16 protein-coding genes are annotated in these 20,007 nt (G+C 68.6%); 10 read left to right on the plus strand and 6 right to left on the minus strand.

Annotation, left to right across the window (positions count from 1 at the left end; all coding sequences use genetic code 11):
* Positions 1-48: 48 nt before the first annotated feature.
* The 6 genes from L0966_RS15175 to L0966_RS15200 are packed head-to-tail and all read right to left on the minus strand — an operon-like array spanning position 49 to position 7,462.
* Complete coding sequence (locus tag L0966_RS15175) at positions 49-1,821, minus strand: BatD family protein (protein WP_234052794.1); 1,773 nt, start codon at positions 1,819-1,821, stop codon at positions 49-51.
* Complete coding sequence (locus L0966_RS15180) at positions 1,808-3,988, minus strand: VWA domain-containing protein (protein ID WP_234052795.1); 2,181 nt, start codon at positions 3,986-3,988, stop codon at positions 1,808-1,810. Before L0966_RS15180 ends, L0966_RS15175 begins: the two co-directional genes overlap by 14 nt.
* Positions 3,985-5,004 (minus strand): VWA domain-containing protein, encoded by a 1,020-nt coding sequence (locus tag L0966_RS15185; RefSeq protein ID WP_234052796.1) that lies wholly within the window; start codon positions 5,002-5,004, stop codon positions 3,985-3,987. The genes L0966_RS15180 and L0966_RS15185 overlap by 4 nt, the downstream gene beginning before the upstream one ends.
* Positions 5,001-5,510, minus strand: coding sequence for a DUF4381 domain-containing protein (locus tag L0966_RS15190; protein ID WP_234052797.1), 510 nt, complete (start codon positions 5,508-5,510; stop codon positions 5,001-5,003). The genes L0966_RS15185 and L0966_RS15190 overlap by 4 nt, the downstream gene beginning before the upstream one ends.
* Complete coding sequence (locus tag L0966_RS15195) at positions 5,510-6,517, minus strand: DUF58 domain-containing protein (RefSeq protein ID WP_234052798.1); 1,008 nt, start codon at positions 6,515-6,517, stop codon at positions 5,510-5,512. The genes L0966_RS15190 and L0966_RS15195 overlap by 1 nt, the downstream gene beginning before the upstream one ends.
* 24 nt (positions 6,518-6,541) lie before the next feature.
* Positions 6,542-7,462, minus strand: a complete 921-nt coding sequence (locus L0966_RS15200; RefSeq protein WP_234052877.1) for a MoxR family ATPase — start codon at positions 7,460-7,462, stop codon at positions 6,542-6,544.
* A 931-nt stretch (positions 7,463-8,393) separates the two neighbouring features.
* Between L0966_RS15200 and L0966_RS15205 the strand changes: the two genes are divergently transcribed.
* The 10 genes from L0966_RS15205 to metK all read left to right on the plus strand — a co-directional run bounded on the left by L0966_RS15205 (position 8,394) and on the right by metK (position 19,781).
* The gene (locus L0966_RS15205; RefSeq protein WP_234052799.1) at positions 8,394-9,503 is read left to right on the plus strand and encodes a DUF2778 domain-containing protein; all 1,110 of its coding nucleotides are present in this window, start codon (positions 8,394-8,396) and stop codon (positions 9,501-9,503) included.
* 881 nt (positions 9,504-10,384) lie between these two features.
* Positions 10,385-10,891 (plus strand): PadR family transcriptional regulator, encoded by a 507-nt coding sequence (locus tag L0966_RS15210; protein ID WP_370640751.1) that lies wholly within the window; start codon positions 10,385-10,387, stop codon positions 10,889-10,891.
* A gap of 149 nt (positions 10,892-11,040) precedes the next feature.
* Entirely contained in the window at positions 11,041-12,066 is a 1,026-nt protein-coding gene (gene cobT, locus L0966_RS15215) for a nicotinate-nucleotide--dimethylbenzimidazole phosphoribosyltransferase (protein WP_234052800.1), read from the plus strand.
* 163 nt (positions 12,067-12,229) lie between these two features.
* Positions 12,230-13,618 carry a tRNA (N6-isopentenyl adenosine(37)-C2)-methylthiotransferase MiaB gene (gene miaB, locus L0966_RS15220; protein ID WP_234052801.1) on the plus strand — a complete coding sequence of 463 codons (1,389 nt, stop codon included), beginning with the start codon at positions 12,230-12,232 and terminating at the stop codon, positions 13,616-13,618.
* Between the two features lie 69 nt (positions 13,619-13,687).
* Positions 13,688-14,707, plus strand: coding sequence for a PhoH family protein (locus L0966_RS15225; RefSeq protein WP_234052879.1), 1,020 nt, complete (start codon positions 13,688-13,690; stop codon positions 14,705-14,707).
* A 3-nt stretch (positions 14,708-14,710) separates the two neighbouring features.
* Positions 14,711-15,247: an rRNA maturation RNase YbeY gene (gene ybeY, locus L0966_RS15230; protein ID WP_234052802.1), complete on the plus strand. Its 537-nt coding sequence runs from the start codon at positions 14,711-14,713 to the stop codon at positions 15,245-15,247.
* Positions 15,248-15,262: 15 nt separating this feature from the next.
* Positions 15,263-16,237 (plus strand): hemolysin family protein, encoded by a 975-nt coding sequence (locus tag L0966_RS15235; protein ID WP_234052803.1) that lies wholly within the window; start codon positions 15,263-15,265, stop codon positions 16,235-16,237.
* Between the two features lie 206 nt (positions 16,238-16,443).
* Positions 16,444-17,976 carry an apolipoprotein N-acyltransferase gene (lnt, locus tag L0966_RS15240; RefSeq protein ID WP_234052804.1) on the plus strand — a complete coding sequence of 511 codons (1,533 nt, stop codon included), beginning with the start codon at positions 16,444-16,446 and terminating at the stop codon, positions 17,974-17,976.
* Positions 17,977-18,074: 98 nt separating this feature from the next.
* Entirely contained in the window at positions 18,075-18,482 is a 408-nt protein-coding gene (locus tag L0966_RS15245) for a helix-turn-helix domain-containing protein (RefSeq protein ID WP_234052805.1), read from the plus strand.
* 105 nt (positions 18,483-18,587) lie between these two features.
* A complete protein-coding gene (gene metK, locus L0966_RS15250; RefSeq protein WP_234052806.1) occupies positions 18,588-19,781 on the plus strand; it encodes a methionine adenosyltransferase in 1,194 nt (397 codons plus the stop codon).
* Positions 19,782-20,007: the final 226 nt, after the last annotated feature.

Consider the following 20,007-nt stretch of genomic DNA (forward strand, 5'->3'; position numbering starts at 1 on the left):
ACGCGCGTCGGCAATGGAGAGAGACAAAGCAAGATCCGGTCCAGCGCCTCAGCGCGGATAGAGGGGTGCCAACCGCGCGCCCCGAGCCGGTCGGCTGGCGCGGGCATGACGCCGCTCCGCCCGGCGTACAGCGGCCAGCAGCGCCCGGCCATTCCACGAGCGACCTTCGCCCCGATAGAGATGGCGCGCCAGCGCGTCCGCCGCCTCGGCGAGATCCGGCGGGGGCGGAGCGAAGGCGCCCAGCCGCACCAGCGCGCCATAGGCTTCGTGCGCGGCCAGCGCCTCGCCTTTCCGGCAGGCGGAAACCAGGCTCGCCATGGCCTGCTCTCGATCCGGCCCCTGCCGGCGCAACGGACCGCGGCGCCGGCGCCCGGGGCCCGCCCCCAATGTCGGATTCACCGCGGTCGGGTTCGCGCCGCGCCTGCGACGGCGCAGCCATAGCCCGGCAACCGCCGCGCCGGCCACCACGGCCGCGCCAAGGCTCACCGCAAGCCGGTTCTCCTGCAGCAGGGAGAGCAGATCGCCGCTACCCACGCTCTCGCGCGCCGCATCCTCCAGAGGCGTCGGCGCGGTCGTCGCCATGGGTGCCGGCGTGGGGGTTGCGGGCAGCAGCGGCTCGGCGCCGGGGCGCACATTCAGCGTCACTGCCGGCAATACAGCCTTTTCCTCTCGATTGGTGGCCAGGTTCCACCACGGCACCTCAATGGCGGGCAGCGTCACCGGTCCCGGCTGCGTGGGCACCACCGCGAAGCTCTTGGTGAGCACCGCCGCCGATGCGCCATCGATGAGGGTGGCGTCCGAGCGGCTGTCCTCCGCATATTGGCGCAGGCCCTCCACCGGCGCCGCCTCCAGGGGCGGCAGCTGGTTCGGGCTCGCGCCCTTGGCCGCGACGGTGATGGTGCGGGTCACCGTGTCGCCCACCTTGATCTGATCCACCGGCATCGACCATTCCTGGGAAAGGGTCACGCCGCGCGCGGGCAGGAACCACCCCGTGACCCCCGCCGGCCGCGGCTGCACGGTGATGGACACCGGCTGCGACTGCACCGTGAGGGTGCGTTCCCCCAGCCGGTCGAGGCCCGACATGCCGCCACGCCCCAGGACGTTCGCCAAATCCGACGCCGCCGAACTGCCCTTGAAGCCCGGCACCACCGCATTGAGCGCGACCGGGGGAATGGTGATGACGCCGCTCTTCTGCGGCCGCATCAGATAGCTTTGCTCGATGACCCGGTAGCGGCGCTTGCCGATGGTCTTCACATAGCTGCGCTGCCCGCCCTCGGCGGTGAAGGTGGCGCTGTCGGACACCGGCTTCTCCATGGCGCCGCCGCGCATGCCCAGGGCGTCATAGATACGAATGGTGACCGGCACGTCACTCTGCACGAAGGCGGGGGTGCGGGCGGCCTCGAGGCGCACGAACAGCGGCTCCTCGCTGGTCTCCGCCGGGTCGGATGCGGCAGCCGGCACCACCTGCACCTGGGCGGCGGGTGTGGTCATTCCCCCCACCGCGAGCGACGGCAGGGTGAGGGTGCCGGTGCGCTTGGGCAGCAGCGTCATCACCCACTGGTCCACATGCACGGGCTTGCCGTCCACCATCTCCGCATGGCTGGCGCGGCGCCGGTCCACAATATCGAAATCGCGGGTGAGCGCGCTCACGTCCGGCGGTTGCCAGCTTTCGCCGTCGGTCAGGCTCACCACGAAATCGAAGGTCTCGCCCGCCGGCACCACGAAGCGGTCCGGCGCGGCCGTCACGCTCGCGGCCTCGGCCGGCCCCGCGAGGCAGAGGGCCAGCGCCAGGAGGAAAGAGAGGCGGCTAATTGTCTTCATCCTGCACCGCTGCGCCATTGCCGCCATAATAGGCCCTGATGCGGGCGCGCAGCAGTCCGGCCGGATCGTCCGGCACCATGCGCAGCGCCTGCTCGCTGTTCTGATCCTGCTCGCTCATGGGCCGAAGCGCCGTGGCGGGCTGCCCCTTCTCCTCATCCTTGCCGGCTTCTTCACCGGAGCCCGGCCCCACCGGCCGGGCCGGCTCGGGCTTGGGCTTGGGCGCAGCCGGCTGCTGGCCAGGGCCCTGGGGCGCATTGGCGCCCTCGTCCTTCGGCGGCTCCGGGCGGGCAGGCGCCGACGGCTGGCGCGGGGGAGCGGCCGGCGGCTGCGGCCTGGGCGCGCCCTGCGCAGGATCAGCGGGCTTGGGTGCCTTGCCATCCGGGCCGCTGTCCGGCTTGGATTCGGGCTTGGGCGCATTGGGCTTTTCGCCCTGGCCCTTGCCGTCGTCCGGCTTGTTCTGCTCCTGCTTGCCGGAATCCTGTTTCTTCGGGTCCTGCTTGCCCTGATCGGGCTTGGCCTGATCCTTGTTGCCGTCCTTCGGCTTCGCGTCGTTCTGTTTGCCGGAATCCGGCTTCTGCTCGGACGTGTTGTCGCCCTTGCCGCCGGATTGGCCCTTGCCGGATGACTTCTGGTCGTTCTGCTGGCCCCCGCCCTGGCCGCCGCCACCCTGTCCGGCGCCGCCACCGGATTGGTTCTTCTTCTGCTCGTCCTTCTGGCGCTTGAGAATCTGCTGCACCAGATCGCGATTGAAGAGGGCGTCCTTGTCGGCGGGATCGGCCTTCAGCGCCGCGTCATAGGCCGAGATGGCGTCCTCCAGCTTGCCGGCGCGGGCCAGCGCATTGCCGCGATTATAGTCGCCGCCCGGCACCCCGGCATAGGCGGACGCCGCATCCTCGTACCGGCCAGCCTTATAGAGGGCACTCGCCTTCCATTGCGGATCCTCGAAGCGCGTCGCCGCGCCCGCATAATCGCCGGCGGCATAGGCGTCCGCGCCCTGCTGGTCCGGACGCCGCCACAGGTCGGCCCACCGCGTGTCACCGGCCGGGGCCAAGGCGGGGGTGGAAGCGGGGGCGGCGGACGAGGGGGGCGCGTCGAAATCCTGTGCCCGCGCCGTCTCGTGCGACACGGAGAGCACCGCGCCGAGCAGCGCCAGGATGAGGCCGCGCCGGAAGGCCAGCGGCGCCACCACCAGCAGCAGAACCAGGAGATAGGGACCCATGTCCGCCCACTGGTCCGCCGTCATGCCGCTGTCCTGTACCGGGTTGCGGCCGCGCGGGTCGATGGCGGAGGCGAGCACAGCGTCGAGGTCGCGTCCGTCCACGCTCAGCGGCGTGAAGGCGCCATGGCCCTCAGCAGCCAACTGGGTCAGGCGGGCCTTGTCCATGCGGGTGAGCACGGGGGCACCGCCGGCGCCGCGCACCACCTCGCCGTCCGGCCCCTTGAGCGCCGCGCCCGTGACGGTGCCGACGCCGATCACGCTCAGCCGGTAGCCCGCCTTCGCGGCCGCCTCGGCGGCAGCCAGGGTCTTGTCGGGATCATCCCCCAGGCCATCGGTGACGAGCACGATGCGGCCTTCCCGCGCGCCCGCCCCCTGCAGCAGCTCCATCGCCTTGTGAATGGCGAGATCCGGCCGGTTTGCGGCCACCGGCATCAGGTCGGTGGCAAGCTCGGGCAGCATCTGGGCGATGATGCGCCCGTCCTCGGTGAGCGGCGCCGCGACGAACGGGACATCGGCATAGACGATGAGCCCCACCTGCCCGCCGCGCATCCGGCCGAGCACGTCGTCCATCTTGTGGCGGGCGGCGGTGAGACGGCTCGGCGCCTGGTCCGTGGCATCCATGGAGCGGCCGAGATTGAGCACCATCACCGTGGGGTCGAGCCGGCCGAGGGCCGGGGTCGGCAGACGCTGCCAGGTGGGACCGGCCATGGCGAGGCTCGCCAGCACCCAGCCGGCCAGCAACAGCAGCAGCGGCCCCCGCTGGCCGCCGCTCTCGCCCCGCACCGCCAGGTGGCGCAGAAGGTGGGCATCCACCAGCCCGCGCCAATCGTCGCGACCCGCCCGCAGCGCGCGCCAGCCCATGAGCGCGAGCACCGCCGCCGGCACCAGCGCCAGCAGCCACAGCGGGCGCAGGAAATGGAAATCGCCCAAGGCCGCGATGCCGCTCATGGCCGCGCCTCCTCCGCCACTGCCTTCGGGACGCGGGCAGGGCGGACCGGCAGCAGCAGCGCCGCGCCGGTGAGAAGGGAGAGCAGCAACGCCGCGCCGAGCGGCCACTGGAACAGGGCCTGGGTGGCGTTGAGGTAGAGCGGATCACCCGCCACCGGCTCCAGCCGGTCGATATCGGCATAGATGCCGGCGAGGCCCTGCACGTCGCGGGCGCGGAAATAGCGGCCACCGGTAATGGTGGCGATCTTGCGCAGGGCGTCCTCGTCGAGATCGCTGGGCGTGTTGAGCATCCAGGGATTCATGGTGCGCGGGTCGGCGCCCACGCCGATGGTGTAGATCTTCACATGCTCCCGCCGCGCCAGCTCCGCCGCCTGGATGGGGTCCAGCATGCCCGAGGTGTTCGCGCCGTCGGTGAGCAAAATCAGCACCCGCTGATCGTCCGGCCGGTTGCGCAGGGTCTTGATGGCGAGGCCGATGGCGTCGCCGATGGCGGTCTCCTGCCCGGTCATGCCGATGCTGGAGGCCGCCAGCAGCTCGCGCACCACGTTGCGGTCAAAGGTGAGCGGCGCCTGCACATAGGCCCGCGTGCCGAACAGGATGAGCCCCACCCGGTCGCCCTTGCGGCGGGCAATGAAGTCGTCGGCCACCGCCTTCACCACCGACAGGCGGTCCATGGGGATGCCGCTCACGGCGAAATCCTGCCGCGCCATGGAACCGGAGAGGTCCACCGCCAGCATCAAATCGCGCCCCTCCACGGGCACGGCGATGGGCGGGCCTACATAAGTGGGCCGGGCCGCCGCCGTCACCAGCAACAGCCAGATCAGCGCCAGCGACAGCACCCGCCACAGGCGCCCGTGGCGGCCCCGGCCGCCGATCAGCCCCTCATCCTCCAGCTCGTGGAAAAAGGGCACCTTCAGCGCCCCCGCCTTGGGGGTGGGGGCGGCCGGCAGCAGCAGCCAGGCGACCAGGGGCAGCGGCAGGAAGGCAAACGCCCAGAGCCATTGGAAAGTGATCATGCGTGGCTCCGGATCCAGCGCCGCACCGCCGAGACCAGGGCCCGCCGGTCCACATCGTCGGCCTCCGGCGCGCCGGGCGGCAGATAGGGCGCCATGGCGAGGAAGCGGCCGATCTCCGGCGGCATCCCCTTGGGCCCGGCCGCCATGAAACGCGCGAAGGCCTCGCCGGTGAAGGCGGCGGCGGCGGCGTGGGGATCCCGGCTCAGTAGCACCCGACGCACCAGGATCGCGGCAGCGGCCCCAACGGCACGGGTGTCGCCGCTGCCCGCGGTGGCCTTGAACTCCTGCAAGGCGCGATAGGCCAGGGTCTGCCGCCGCCGCCATTCGAGGAACAGGCCGACCAGCACTAGGGCCACCACCAGGCCGGCCAGCGCGAACCAACCCGGCGCCGGGGGCCAGAAGGCCACGGCGTGGGGCAAATGGATGTCGCGCAGGGTGGCCAGCGGGTCCGCCGCCGGATCGAGAGTGACCGGCGCGTGCTGCGGCAGAACGAGATCCTGCGCCATCAGGCCACCGCCCGGTGCGCCTTGCGCCCCGAAGTGCCGCCCCCATCGCCCCGCGAAGCCCGCCCCTTGCCGATGCGCTCGGGGTGCAGGATGTCGGAGGCATCCTGGCCGGTCTGCAACGGCACGAAGGCCATGCCGTGCTGGCGGGCGAACAGCTCGATGCGCGACCGCCGGGCCGCAAACCGCTCGGCATAGCCGGCGGCAAGATCGCCGCGCCCGGTGTCGAGCCGCGCCACATCCTCGCCATCGCTGATGCGGTAGCTGCCGCGCGGCGGCAGGCGCGCTTCCAAGGGGTCGTAGGTGAAGATGGCCGTGACCTGGCTGGCGTGGGAAAGGCGGTTCAGCTCCCGCGCCGCGGCCATGTCGAAATCCGCGAAATCGCTGGCGAGGAACACCAGCGTGCCGGGCCGGGCGGCGCTGCGCAGGCGCGCCAGGGCCTCGGTCAGGCTGGGTTCCGGCTCCTCCCCCTCGGCGCCGAGGCCATCGGCGGTGGCCGCCGCCACCGCCTTCACGAAATGCAGGATGCGCCGGCGGCTGCGTTCGGGCCGGAAAGCGGCGATCTCAAATGGGGTCAGAACCACGCCGCCCACCCGGTCGCCACCGGTGATGGCCACCCAGGTGAGCACCGCCGCCACCCGTGCCGCCAGCACCGACTTGAAGCAGTCGCGGGTGCCGAAGCGCATGGAGCGCCGCGCATCCACCAGCAACAGCACCGGCCGCTCGCGCTCCTCCTGGAACAGTTTGGTGTGAGCCTTGCCGGTGCGGGCGGTCACCCGCCAGTCGATGGTGCGGATGTCGTCGCCGGGCTGGTAGGCGCGCACCTCGTCGAACTCCATGCCGCGCCCGCGGAAAGAGGAGCGGTGCCCGCCGAACTGGTGCGTACGCACCTTGCCGCCAGGCGCAAAGCCCCCCACCCCGTCGGCGGGCCGCGCCGCCACCAGCTCTTCCAGGCTGGCGACGAGGCCATAAAGGGGATCGGTCGCGGGTGCGGCGGGGCTCTGCGGCATGGGACGGCAGTCAACTCTCGAAGGTCAGCTCACGGGGACGCGGGCGATCAGGGCATCCAGGAAATCGTCGGTGCCCATGCCGTCCGCCTCGGCCTCGAAGGTCATCAGCACCCGGTGCCGCAGCACCGGCTTGGCCACCGCCTGCACATCCTCGGGCGTCACGAAGTCCCGGCCGCGCAGCCAGGCATAGGCGCGGGCGCAGCGGTCGAGGGCAATGGAGCCGCGGGGGCTGGCGCCGAACGAAACCAGCCCCTCCAGATCGTCGCCATAAAGGGTGGGGTTGCGGGTGGCGAACACGAACTGCAGCAGATATTCCTCCACCGCGTCCGACATATAGGTGGAGAGCGCGGCGCGCCGGGCGGCGAAGATGGTGCTTTGGGAGAGCGGCTCGCCGAAGCCCACCGTCTCGCCATTCGCCTCCCCGCGCACTAGGCGCAGGATGCGCCGCTCGGCCTCCAGGTTCGGATAGTCGATCTTCACATGCAGCAGGAACCGGTCGAGCTGCGCCTCCGGCAGGGGATAGGTACCCTCCTGCTCGATGGGGTTCTGGGTGGCCATCACCAGGAACAGCTTGGGCAGGGCATAGGTGACGCCGCCCACGGTCACCTGCCGCTCGGCCATGGCCTCTAGCAGCGCCGCCTGCACCTTGGCGGGGGCGCGGTTGATCTCGTCCGCCAGGATGAAGTTGTGAAACACCGGGCCCGGCTGGAAGCGGAAGGAGCCATCCTCCGGCCGGAAGATGTCGGTGCCGGTGAGGTCGGAGGGCAGAAGGTCCGGCGTGAACTGGATGCGCTGCTCGTCGCAGTCGATGGCCTTCGACAGGGCCTTGATGGCCTTGGTCTTGGCAAGGCCCGGCGCGCCTTCCACCAGAAGGTGCCCATCCGCCAGCACCGCCACCAGCAGCAGGTCCACGAATGCCGGCTGCCCCAGAATGGCGGTGTTCATATAGTCCGCGAGGCGGGCGAAGGCGCCGGGGAGATCCGGAGCGGCAGGGCTCGCGGCGGCACGGGCACTGATGTCGAAAGCGGCTTCGGGGGTCGAGGACATCGCGGGGTCGGTTCCAGTTCGGGCCGTCTGATGGGACCTTATAGCGCCAGTGCGGCGCAATACGCATCGTTGTGTTCGTCATACTTCGCGCGTGAAAAGGGGCACGGCATGGCTGCGCGCCCCCCTGCGGCAAGAGTACGCATGGGCTGCCCGCACGGGCCCGGGCCCATGCCGCAAACCCGCATGGCCGCGCACTTCCCCGCGGCGCCCCTCTGCTTCGGGGACGGTTACCGCGGGGGAGAACGCCTTGTGGAGGCGCCCGCGCACACCCAGTTGTGAAGCTGAAGGCAGCTTTCGGTGCCAGGCGGACGTGTATGACTCGCCCTGGGAGCGGGGCCAGCCCTCAAGGCAGCGGAGGCGTGCGGGTATGACCTTGCGTCACGTTAACCAGATGGTGCAATGCCACAGGCCGCGCGGCACGGCTGGTAGCCGGTTCCCAGCGCCGGAAGCGGGACCGGCCAAGGACCGCCGCCATCGCACCTTAATCTTGCCTTTTCAATCTGTTCCGGTGCCCGTAAAGACATTGGTTACGAAACCGGCCTAGGGTTCCGGGCGAAACGTCGAAGCGGACCGCCGCAGTGCGGCAGGACTTCAGGCGCACGGCCCTTCCCTGGCCCGAGGGAAGAGCATCACGAGATTCGGCGGGCGTCCGAGCGGATCGGGTGTGGTGATCGTGGGCTGGCGTCAGAACAACGGACCGCAATCTGCGGAGGCTTCCGGCAAGGCAGGCTTCCAGACGGCCGACCTGAACCATCCCGGCATGAATGACGGGTACCCGGAAGACCGGGACCGGCAGCAAAACGAGGCAGCGTTTCGAGCATCGAGGGTCATGGCGGAACCGGACTACACAACAGACCCGTATTTTGACGATACGGAACCGCGCCGGCGGTGGCGCGCGCCCCATTTCGTGGCGGCGGGTCTGCTGGGCTTTTCGGTGGTTGGCGCCGCGGCGATCGCGGCCACGACTGGCTTCGGCCCGAGCGGACCGGCCCCGAGTCTCGACCGCATTCCCGCGCCGGTAACGGGAACCACCCTGAGCACCGGGCCGCGCAGCTTCAACCTCGCCAGCGCCGCCGACGCTATGAGCCGGACCGATCGTCTGCCCGCATCGGGCTCGCTGGCGGTGGATTCCTATTGGATCTTGAGCCCCCGCCTCGCCATGGCGCCGCAGGGCTTTGTGATGGCTGGCGGAGCGGTGAGCTCCAATCCGGACCGCGATGCGCGCATTGCCGCCATCATCATTGAGAGTGTGCCGACGCCCTCGCGCAATCCGCTGATGGCCGGACGCCTGCCGGAGGTGGAGCCGCGCGCGGTGCCGCTGCCCCTGGGCAATCCCCTGCTGCGGGGTCGCCGCCAGCTCGCATCCCTCACGCCCACAGACGTGCCGTCGGTGGCACCGCCGCCTGCAAGCCGGCCCGCCGAGCCCGCGCCGCAGGCGCCCTCGGCGCCAAGCTCGGCCGCCCAGGAGGTGCCCCTGCCCACGCCCGGCAGCGGCTTCGCGCTGTACGATATCGAGGGCCGTATCCTCTACATGCCCAATGGCGAGAAGCTGGAGGCCCATTCCGGCTACGGCGACGCCATGGACGACATTCGCCAGGTGGCGCTGAAGATGCGCGGCCCCACGCCGCCCAACGTCTATACGCTGCGCCCGCGTGAAGCCCTATTCCACGGGGTGGAAACGCTGCGCATGTCACCGGTGGGCGGCGGCAAGATGTACGGCCGCGACGGCTTCCTGGTGCACCCCTTCATGATGGGACCGCGCGGGGATTCCAACGGCTGCGTCTCGGTGAAGGACCACGAGAAGGTGCTGGCCGCCTATCGCCGTGGCGAGTTGAAGAAGATCGTGGTGGTCGCGCGCCTGCCCAACAGCCAGAAGCCCGCGCCGAACCTGCTCTCCTGGCTGCTGCCCAAGCAGCAGAACGAAACGCCGGCCCAATAGGCGCGGCGAGGCACCCGCATTCACTCCGCGCGTCCTGCGTCTGAGGCACGTCCGCCGCTGCGTGTTCGCGAGCGGCGTGGGCACAGTTCGCGCCAGAAACGCACATAAGATCAATACGCTGCAGCATCTCGTCCGCGCCGCAGGTGCGGGCGAGATGCGCCGTCCGTCAAGCGCTACCGAACGCCGATACCGGCGCACGGCGAACACCCATGAAATCCGCGATCTCACACCGGTCCCCGATCGCGGGTGACACGGTCGTGCTCCGAAGGCGAGCCACACCCAAGACATGATAGCTGGCCGGAGGCGCGTCCTCACTCCTCCTTGGGCTTGAGAAGGCGGCTGGACGGCTTTCCGGCTGCGAAGCACCGGTGTTCAAAGCGTTGCCCGCCAACGCGCTGCCCGGCCCCGCCCCCAATGCTTCGCCCCCCCGCTCTCCCCGTCAGCACGAACGGCGGCGCGTGGCGCCCCTTTGCGCTTGGCAGCAGCCTCGCCAGGCTCGGGGGCCGGCAACTTCATCCCCGCCGTGGCGCTGTTGCGACCGGCGGGTGTGCCCGAGCCCGGCAGGTGGCGTCGGGCAATCGCGGCGAGATTATTTAATAAAATCAAAATTATCCGGCTCAGGTGGGGGCAGGCGCCGGATTTTGGGCGCGGGCGGGCCGTGAACGCTTGACGCGAGATATATCTAAAGATACAAACGACTCAGGTCATATCGAAAGATACATCTTAGGAGTCTAAAAATGTTTGGATGCAGATCCCATCGAGAAGGTCGCCGCTTTGGTGAGGACCATTTTGCCGAAGCGCGTTTCGCCGACATGGGCGACCGGGGTGAGATGCGCGGCCCGCGCGGTGGCCGGGGGCGTGGGGGCGGCGGAGGCGGCGATATGTTCCGCATCGGCCGCATGCTCGCCCATGGCGACCTGAAGGTTCTGGCGCTCGCGCTCATCGCCGAGCAGCCGCGCCACGGCTATGAGATCATCAAGGTGATCGAGGAGAAGACCGGCGGCTGGTATTCCCCGAGCCCGGGCGTGGTTTATCCCACTCTTACCTTCCTGGAGGAGGCGGGCTACGTGACCGCGACGCCGGACGGGGCCAAGAAGCTCTATTCCATCACCGAGGAAGGCACCGCCTATCTCGACCAGAACCGCGACTTCGCCGACGCCATCCTGGCCCGCCTGTCCCAGCTCGGCGAGAAAATGAGCCGCGTGCGCAAGTGGATGGGCTGGAGCGAGAACGGCCCTAATGGCGGCGCCGAGCTTCCCCGCCTGGTGGAAGCGGCGGTGGAGAACCTGCGGGACGTGGCCCAGCAGAAGCTGGGGCAAAGCCGCTCGGCTGAAACCCGCATCGTCGAGATCCTGGCCCGCGCCGCCAACGACATTCGCGAGGCCTGACGCAGGGTCCGGAGCTCGGCGCTCCGGTTCCCCGCCCGTGAAACGCCCCGCGCGCCATTTGCGATGTGGCGCGCGGGGCTTTATTGAGCGCGCATGTTCGCGCGGTTCCGCGCCCCGCTTTTTTCCGCGCGCTGCTCCTGGACCCTTCCATGTATCCTCCCGAGACCGGCCTTCCCTTCGACGACATCCGCGCCCTCATCGCCACCATGCCCGGCCCCGATGAGGGGGCCCGCGGCGCGGCGCTGAAGCGCCAGGGCGAACTGGTGAAGCCGCCGGGCGCGCTGGGCCGGCTGGAGGAGATCGCCATCCATGTGGCGACCTGGCAGGGCAATTCCATGCCGCAGGTCAACCGGCCCATGGTGGCGGTGTTCGCCGCCACCCACGGCGTGGCCGACCGCGGCGTGTCGCCCTATCCGGGCGCGGTGACGCGGCAGATGCTGGACACCTTCACCGCCGGCAAGGCCGCCGTGAACCAGATCTGCGCCACATTCGACGCCGGCTTGCGCGTCTTTGACCTCGCCCTTGATTTTCCCACCCCCGACATCAGCCGCGAGGCGGCGCTGGACGAGAAGGCCTGCGCCGCCACCATGGCATTCGGCATGGAGGCTATCGCCGGCGGCTCGGACCTGCTGTGCCTGGGCGAGATGGGCATCGGCAACACCACCATCGCGGCGGCCATCTGCCATGGTCTTTATGGCGGGACGGCCGAGGAGTGGGTGGGCGCGGGCACCGGCTCCACCGGCGAAGTGCTGGCCCGCAAGATCGAGGTGGTGCGCGAGGCTGTGGCCCTGCACAAGGACCACCTGAAGGACCCGCTCGAACTGCTGCGCCGGCTCGGCGGGCGCGAGATCGCGGCCATGGCGGGCGCCATTCTCGCGGCCCGGCACGAGAAGGTGCCGGTGATCCTCGACGGCTATGTGGTGACCGCCGCCGCCGCCGTGCTCCACGCCATCGACCCTACCACCCTCGACCACTGCCTGGCCGGCCACGTGTCGGCGGAGAAGGCCCACCGTGCGGTGCTGGACCGGCTGGGCCTGAAGCCCATCCTCGATCTTGGCATGCGGCTCGGGGAAGGCTCCGGCGCAGCACTGGCCATCGGCGTGGTGAAGGCGGCGGTGGCCTGCCATCGCGGCATGGCCACCTTCGCGGAAGCCGGCGTTTCCGGCGAGGAGTGATCGCGCGCTGATCACCGCCCTCGCCCCTCAGGTCCGCAGTTCCCAAACCCCCTGTTTGCCGGTAGGATCATTCCATCCAACGTCAACCAGGGGGCGAACCGATCCGGCGTCACGATCACGTCGCGCCCATGTGCGATGACTTGACCCGGCAGAACACGCGACAATGCAGAAGCCCCGCAAGCTTTATGTGAAATCCTTCGGGTGCCAGATGAACGTCTACGACTCGCAGCGTATGGCGGACACTTTGGCGCGCGAAGGCTATGAGGAGACCCAGGACCCGGCCGACGCCGACCTCGTCATCCTCAACACCTGCCACATCCGCGAGAAGGCCGCCGAGAAGGTCTATTCGGAGCTGGGCCGCCTGCGCAAAGCCAAGCAGGAGGCGGCCAGCGACACCATGATCGCGGTGGCCGGCTGCGTCGCCCAGGCCGAGGGTGCCGAGATCATGCGCCGCGCGCCGGTGGTGGACCTCGTGGTGGGCCCCCAAAGCTACCACCGCCTGCCCGAGCTCCTGGCCGAGGCCAAGACCGGCAAGCGTATGGTGGATACCGAATTCCCGGTGGAGGACAAGTTCAACCACCTTCCCGCGCCCAGTCTGGCCGTCACCCGCTCCCGCGGGCCGGCCGCGTTCGTGACGGTGCAGGAAGGCTGCGACAAGTTCTGCACCTTCTGCGTGGTGCCCTATACGCGCGGCGCCGAGATGTCGCGCCCGGTGGCCCGCATCCTCGACGAGGCGGCCCGGCTGGTGGACCAGGGCGTACGCGAGATCACCCTCATCGGCCAGAACGTCAACGCCTTCCATGGCGAGGGGGAGGACGGGTCCACCTACGGGCTGGCCCGCCTGCTGGAGCGGCTGGCGCGCATCGATGGGCTCGCCCGCCTGCGCTACACCACCTCTCACCCGCGCGACATGGACGATGGGTTGATTTCCGCCCATCGCGACCTGCCGCAGCTGATGCCCTATCTGCACTTGCCGGTGCAGTCCGGCTCTGATCGCATTCTTGCGGCCATGAACCGCAAGCACGGGCGCGAGGACTATTTCGCCATCATCGAGAAGATGCGCGCAGCACGACCGGACCTGGCTTTGTCGTCGGATTTCATCGTCGGCTTCCCGGGCGAGACCGATGCCGATTTCGAGGACACCATGGACCTGGTGCGGCGCATCGGCTTCGCTAGCGCCTATTCCTTCAAATACAGCCCCCGCCCCGGAACCCCCGCCGCCGACCGCGACGCCCAGGTGCCGGAAGACGTGAAGAGCGAGCGGCTCGCCGTGCTCCAGAAGGAGCTGGAGGCCTCCAAGGCCGCCTTCGACGCGGCGTGCGCGGGCCGCACCTTCGATATTCTGCTGGAGAAGCCCGGGCGGCAGGCAGGCCAGCTCATCGGCCGCTCGCCCTATCTCCAGAGTGTGGTTGTGAATGATCCGCCGGCCCGCATCGGCGACATCATCACCGTCACCATCACCGACGTGGGGCCCAACAGCCTCGCCGGGCGTTGCGAGGGCGTCGCCCCTTCCCGCGCCCCCACCGACAGCCTGGCGCCTTTGGAGGCCTGAAGCTTGCGCAGACCCGGCAGCGACCGTGATCGTCCGGACCGACCCGCGCCCGGCCCCGCCCGCGCGGCGGTGACCGCCCCCTGGGCCCTGAGGGAAGACGAGACCCCCACCCATGTGGTGCTCGCCTTCGATGACAACCAGCTGGCGACCCAGCTCTTTGGCCATTACGGCCGCAACCTCGCTTTGCTTGAGCGCAAGCTGGGCGTGAAGGCGGATTCGCGCGGCAACCACGTGACCCTCGAAGGGGGCCAGGAAGGCTGCGAACAGGCCAGAGCGGTTCTGGAGCACCTCTACGACGCCCTAAAGAAGGGCCGCGACATCTCCCAGGGCGATGTGGACGGAGCGATTCGCGAGGTCACGTCCCAGGGCTCGCTGTTCGATTTCGACCCCGCCGCCCAGCGCCAGACCTTTGACGAGATCCAGCTGCGCCGCCGCCCGGTGCGCGCCCGCACCCCCGCGCAGGATGCCTATATCCGCGCGCTCAAGCGGCATACCCTGGTGTTCGGCGTGGGCCCGGCGGGCACCGGCAAGACCTGGCTCGCGGTGGCCTATGCGGTGCACCTCCTGGAACGCCGCATGGTGGACCGCATCATCCTGTCGCGGCCGGCGGTGGAGGCGGGCGAGCGGCTCGGCTTCCTGCCCGGCGACATGAAGGACAAGGTGGACCCCTATCTGCGCCCCATCTATGACGCGCTCTATGATCTGATGGACCGGCCGTTCGTGGAGCGGGCGCTGCAATCGGGCGAGATCGAGATCGCGCCGCTCGCCTTCATGCGCGGGCGCACGCTCTCCAACGCCGCCGTCATCCTGGACGAGGCACAGAACGCCACCTCCATGCAGATGAAGATGTTCCTGACCCGCCTGGGTGAGAACTCCCACATGATCGTCACCGGCGATCCCAGCCAGACCGACCTGCCCGGCGCCCAAACCTCGGGCCTTGCCGAGGCGGTGGGCCTGCTCGGCAATGTGGAAGGGGTGGGCGTGTGCACCTTCAAGGCCGAGGACGTGGTGCGCCATGAGCTGGTGGGGCGTATCGTCGCCGCCTATGAACAGGCGGGCGCGCAGCGCAGCCTGCGCGCGGAGGGCTGAGCCATGCCGGACGACACCACGCTCACGGCCGCAGCCCTGCCCCCCGACGCCATCGAAATCGACGTGCAGGTGGAAGCCGCCCTCTGGTCCGAGCTGCCCGACGCCGAGAGCATCGCCGTGGGCGCCGCGCTGGCGGCCCTCGCGGCCGTGAGTGAGGAAGTGCCTTCCCCGGCGGAAATGAGCATCACCCTCACCGACGACGCCCACATCCAGGTGCTGAACCGCGAGTGGCGCGAGATCGACAAGGCCACCAACGTGCTCTCCTTCCCGGCACCCGAGCTGCCGGAGGACCTTGACGAGGCCGCCCAGCCCCTAGGCGACGTGATCGTTGCCTATGAAACGCTGAAGCGCGAGGCGGAGCTGGAACAAAAGCCCATCGCGCACCATCTCACCCATCTGGTGGTGCATGGGACCCTGCATTTGCTAGGGTATGATCACCTCGAAGACGACGAAGCAGAAGAAATGGAGGGCTTGGAGCGCCAGATCCTCGCCGGGCTTGGGATCGATGATCCCTATCGCCTGCCGCAGGACGGTGGCTGAAGCTGAAGAGAGGCCATGGCCAATACCGACCAACCGACCGAGACCAGCTCCTCGGAGCCGCAAAGTTTTCTCGATCGATTGCGTGCCCTCCTCGGCACGTTCCGACCGCACGGTTCGCTCCGCACTGACCTGACGGAGGTGCTGGACGCGTCGAGCGCACCCGGGGAGGAGAGCGAATTCACGCCCGCTGAGCGCAAGATGCTGCGCAACATCCTTCACCTGAAGGAAGTGGGCATCGGCGATATCATGGTGCCCCGCGCCGAGATCGTCGCCGTGCGCAAGGACATTTCCCTGGGCGAGCTCCTGAAGGTGTTCGTCTCAGATGCCCATTCTCGGCTGGTGGTCTATGATGACACACTGGACGATCCGGTAGGCATGGTGCATCTGCGCGACCTGATCGGCTTCCTGGCCAGCGGCATCACCTCGAGCCCGCCCGGCGCCAAGCTGGACCTGTCCAGTGTCGATCTCGACAGCACCCTGGAAGAGGCCGGCCTCACCCGTCGCCTGCTCTATGTGCCGCCCTCCATGCCGGCGGTGGACCTGCTGGTGTCCATGCAGGCTGCGCGCACCCACCTCGCCCTCGTCATCGACGAATACGGCGGCACCGATGGCCTCGTTTCCATCGAGGACGTGGTGGAGGAGATTGTCGGCGAGATCGAGGACGAGCACGACGAGGCCGCCGAGAGCCTTCTGGAAGCCCAGGAGGACGGCAGCTATCTGGTCGATGCCCGTGCCCCGCTTGAATCCATCGTCGAGGTCCTGGGCCCCGGCTTCGCCTCGGAAGACGAGCTGGAGGAGGTCGACAGCATGGGCGGCCTGGCGGTGCGCCTGGCTGCGCGCGTTCCCGAAACGGGAGAGGTCATCACCCTGCCCGGGCAGTACCAACTGGAAGTGGTGGAGGCCGACCCGCGCCGGGTGAAGAAGCTCCGCATCATTCCGCCGCCAAAATCGAGCGGCACTGAAGACACCGTCGCCGCCGGAGAGGCATAACCGGCGGCGGCCGCCCGGCGGGGTTGGCTGAAGCCATCGCCGCCGGCTTCCACGCCGCGCCAGCGGCCCATTCAGGGTCTCCCATGACATCCACCACTACGGCCGCGCCTCTGGGGTCACCTCGCGCGCGCAGCTGGCGCGGGCGTCTTGCCGAACGCCTGCGGAGCCTGCGCGACCTGAGCGGTTGGCGGCGCCTGCTGGCGGCGATGGCCGCCGGGGCCAGCGGCGCGCTGGCCATGCCGCCGTTCGGGCTGTGGCCCGTGCTCGCCCTCGCCTTCCCGGCCCTGGTGTTGATGATTGACGGCATTCAGGGCCGTCCATGGGCGCGCCTGCGGACGGCCGCCGCCGTGGGGTGGGCATTCGGCTTCGGCTATTTCCTGGCCTCCCTGTGGTGGATCGGCGCCGCCTTCCTGGTGGAAGCGGACGTGTTCGCCTGGCTGCTGCCATTCGCGGTGCTCGCCATGCCGGCCGGGCTCGGCCTGTTCACCGCGTTCGGTGCGGTCGTGGCCCGGTTGCTGTGGTCGCACGGGCCGCTGCGGCTGTTTGCGTTCGCCTTCGCGTTCACAGCTGCCGAATGGCTGCGAGGCCACGTGCTCACCGGGTTTCCCTGGAACACGTTCGGCTACGCCTTCGCGCAATCGTTGCCGCTGATGCAGAGCGCGTCGCTCATCGGCGTTTACGGGCTCACCTTCTTCGCCCTGCTGCTGCTGTCGACACCTGTTCTCGGCCTCGCTGGCGGGCGCCGGAACCTCATGGGCATCGCCGCAGCGGCGCTGGTGATCGCGGGTGCCGCCGTGTGGGGCGAGGCGCGCCTCAACGCCAACCCCAGCCGCTTTGTCGCGGATGCGCATCTGCGGATCATGCAGCCGGCCCTGCCGCAGGACCAGAAATTCAACTACGGACGCCGCGAGGAGATCTTCGCGAGCTACCTGCAGCAGAGCGCGGAGGCCTCGCCCACCTATCCGGGCGGGCTGAAGGACGTGAGCGTGCTGATCTGGCCCGAAAGCGCCCTGCCCTTCATCTATGAACGCGAGCCGTGGGCCGGCGCGGCGATCGCAGCCACCCTGCCGCAGAATGTCACGCTGGTGACCGGCGCCGTGCGTTATGGCGCCCCGCCCAGGGGCCAGCATTCGCCCTTCTTCAATTCTGTCCGCGTGATCGACCACGACGGGAACGTCTTGCTGAGCACCGACAAGTCCCACCTCGTTCCGTTCGGTGAATACTTGCCGTTCCAGGATGTCCTGGAGAGCTTAGGAATAGAACAACTCACGCGTGTGCGCGGCGGATTTTCCTCCGCAGCGTCGCTGCGGGCGCTGGAGGTCCCCGGCCTGCCCCTCGCAGCGCCGCTGGTATGTTATGAAATTATCTTTCCTGGAAACGTGATTCCGGAAGGCAAAAGACCACGTCTGCTGCTGAATCTGACCAATGATGCATGGTTCGGCACCACGCCGGGACCCTACCAGCACTTTGTCCAGGCAAGGTTGCGCGCGGTTGAGGAAGGCCTGCCTCTGGTACGCGCAGCCAATACGGGCATTTCCGCCATCGTCGACCCAGTGGGGCGAATCGTCGCATACGGAGCGCTGGGCGAGCGGGTGGTGGTGGACGGGCCGTTGCCCCAACCGCTGGAAACGGTTCCCCTTGCTGCACTGCATGCAGGATCGTTCCTGTTTTGGGTGCAATTTTTCAGTCTTCTCCTTGCGCTATTACCTCTTGCGAGGCGTATTACACGCAAAAGTTGATCGACGCTCACCCGTTGTATGCCTATGTTCGCGCTCAATCAGGGCAGCCTTCGCATTGCGAAGTAACAATACTCTTTTCCGACATAGCCGGAGAGACCATGGCCAAGAAGGCGCCGAACCCTATCGATAAGCATGTTGGCTCACGTGTACGCATGCGTCGCATGATGATCAGCATGAGCCAAGAGAAACTGGGTGAGCACCTCGGCATCACGTTTCAGCAGATTCAGAAGTACGAAAAGGGGACCAACCGCATCGGGGCGAGCCGATTGCAGCAGATCTCCATAGTGCTGGGCGTGCCCGTGGCGTTCTTTTTCGAGGGAGCTCCCACCGTGGGGCCGGAACCCGACGGTTTTGCGGAGGCCCAGTCCCCCGCTTACGTGTCGGACTTTCTCGCCACTTCGGATGGACTTGCCCTTACCCGCAACTTCATGCGCATCCAGGATGCCCGCGTTCGTCGCCGCATCGTGGATCTCGTCATCGCCATCGCTGGCGAGGCGGAAGGCTGACGTTCGATTTGACGAACGCTGTTCCCTCGGTGATCTTGACCGCACCCCGCCGCGTTGCGAAAAGCAACACCCGTAACGCGGTGCGGGCGCAAGAAAGGCCGAAACATGGCGCGTCAATCCTACCTGTTCACGAGTGAATCCGTCTCCGAGGGGCATCCGGACAAGGTGTGCGACCGCATCTCCGACGAGGTGGTCGATACGTTCTTCCGAACTGCCGAGGCCGAAGGCTTCGACCCGACCCAGGTCCGTGTCGCCTGCGAGACCCTCGCGACCACGAACAAGGTGGTGATTGCCGGCGAAACCCGCGGCCCGGCCTCCATCACCCATGACCTGATCGCCCATGTGGCGCGCCTTGCCATCCGCGACATCGGCTACGAGCAGGCCGGCTTCCACTGGCAGACCGCCGACATCGACGTGGTGCTGCACTCCCAGTCGGCCGACATCGCCCAGGGCGTGGACATCGCCGGCAACAAGGACGAAGGCGCCGGCGACCAGGGCATCATGTTCGGTTACGCCGTGCGTGAGACCCCGGAGCTGATGCCCGCTCCCATCTATTACGCCCACAAGATCCTGAAGACCCTGGCGGAAGCGCGCCATTCGGGTGCCACCACCGCGCTGGGTCCGGATGCCAAGAGTCAGGTCACCGTGCGCTACGAGAACGGCAAGCCCGCCGGCGTGACGCAGATCGTGCTCTCCACCCAGCACCTGGACGAGCACCTGTCCTCTCAGGACGTGCGCGCCATCGTCGAACCCTACATCCGCGCGACCCTGCCCGATGGCTGGATCTCCAAGGACACGGTGTGGCACGTCAATCCCACCGGCAAGTTCGTGATCGGCGGGCCTGATGGCGATACTGGCCTGACCGGCCGCAAGATCATCGTGGACACCTACGGCGGCGCGGCGCCCCATGGCGGCGGCGCCTTCTCCGGCAAGGATCCCACCAAGGTTGACCGCTCCGCCGCCTATGCCGCGCGCTACCTGGCGAAGAACGTGGTTGCCGCCGGCCTTGCCGATCGCGCCACCATCCAGCTCGCCTACGCCATCGGCGTGTCGGATCCGCTGGCGGTCTATGTGGACCTGCACGGCACCGGGCAGGTGGACGAGGCCAAGCTGGAGACAGTTCTGCGCGAGGCGGTCAATCTGCGTCCGCGGGGCATCCGCGAGCATTTCGGCCTGTGCAAGCCCATCTATGCGCGCACCGCGGCCTACGGCCATTTCGGTCGCCCGCCGGAGGCCGATGGCGGCTTCTCCTGGGAGAAGACCGACATCGTGGACGCACTGAAGTCTGCCTTCGCCTGAGCGCGAAGCGTCTGGTGACCGGCGCGCGATGCCAAACGTGTCATGGCCGGGTCCGTCCCGGCCATGTGCTTTTCAGCCCGGCGGTTGCGCCTTCCCCACAACGCCTTACCCAGGCATCGGGAACGAAACCGGCGCGGTGCTATTTTCAACCCTGACCGCTTGTGGAGTCGCGAACGGAGGCTCCGCTGGCATCCTCGCAAACTTCCATGCCCTGCGGCATGACGAG

Origin of the sequence: Xanthobacter sp. NM-59 (genome assembly GCF_021401125.1) — a bacterium.
GTDB lineage: Bacteria > Pseudomonadota > Alphaproteobacteria > Rhizobiales > Xanthobacteraceae > Xanthobacter.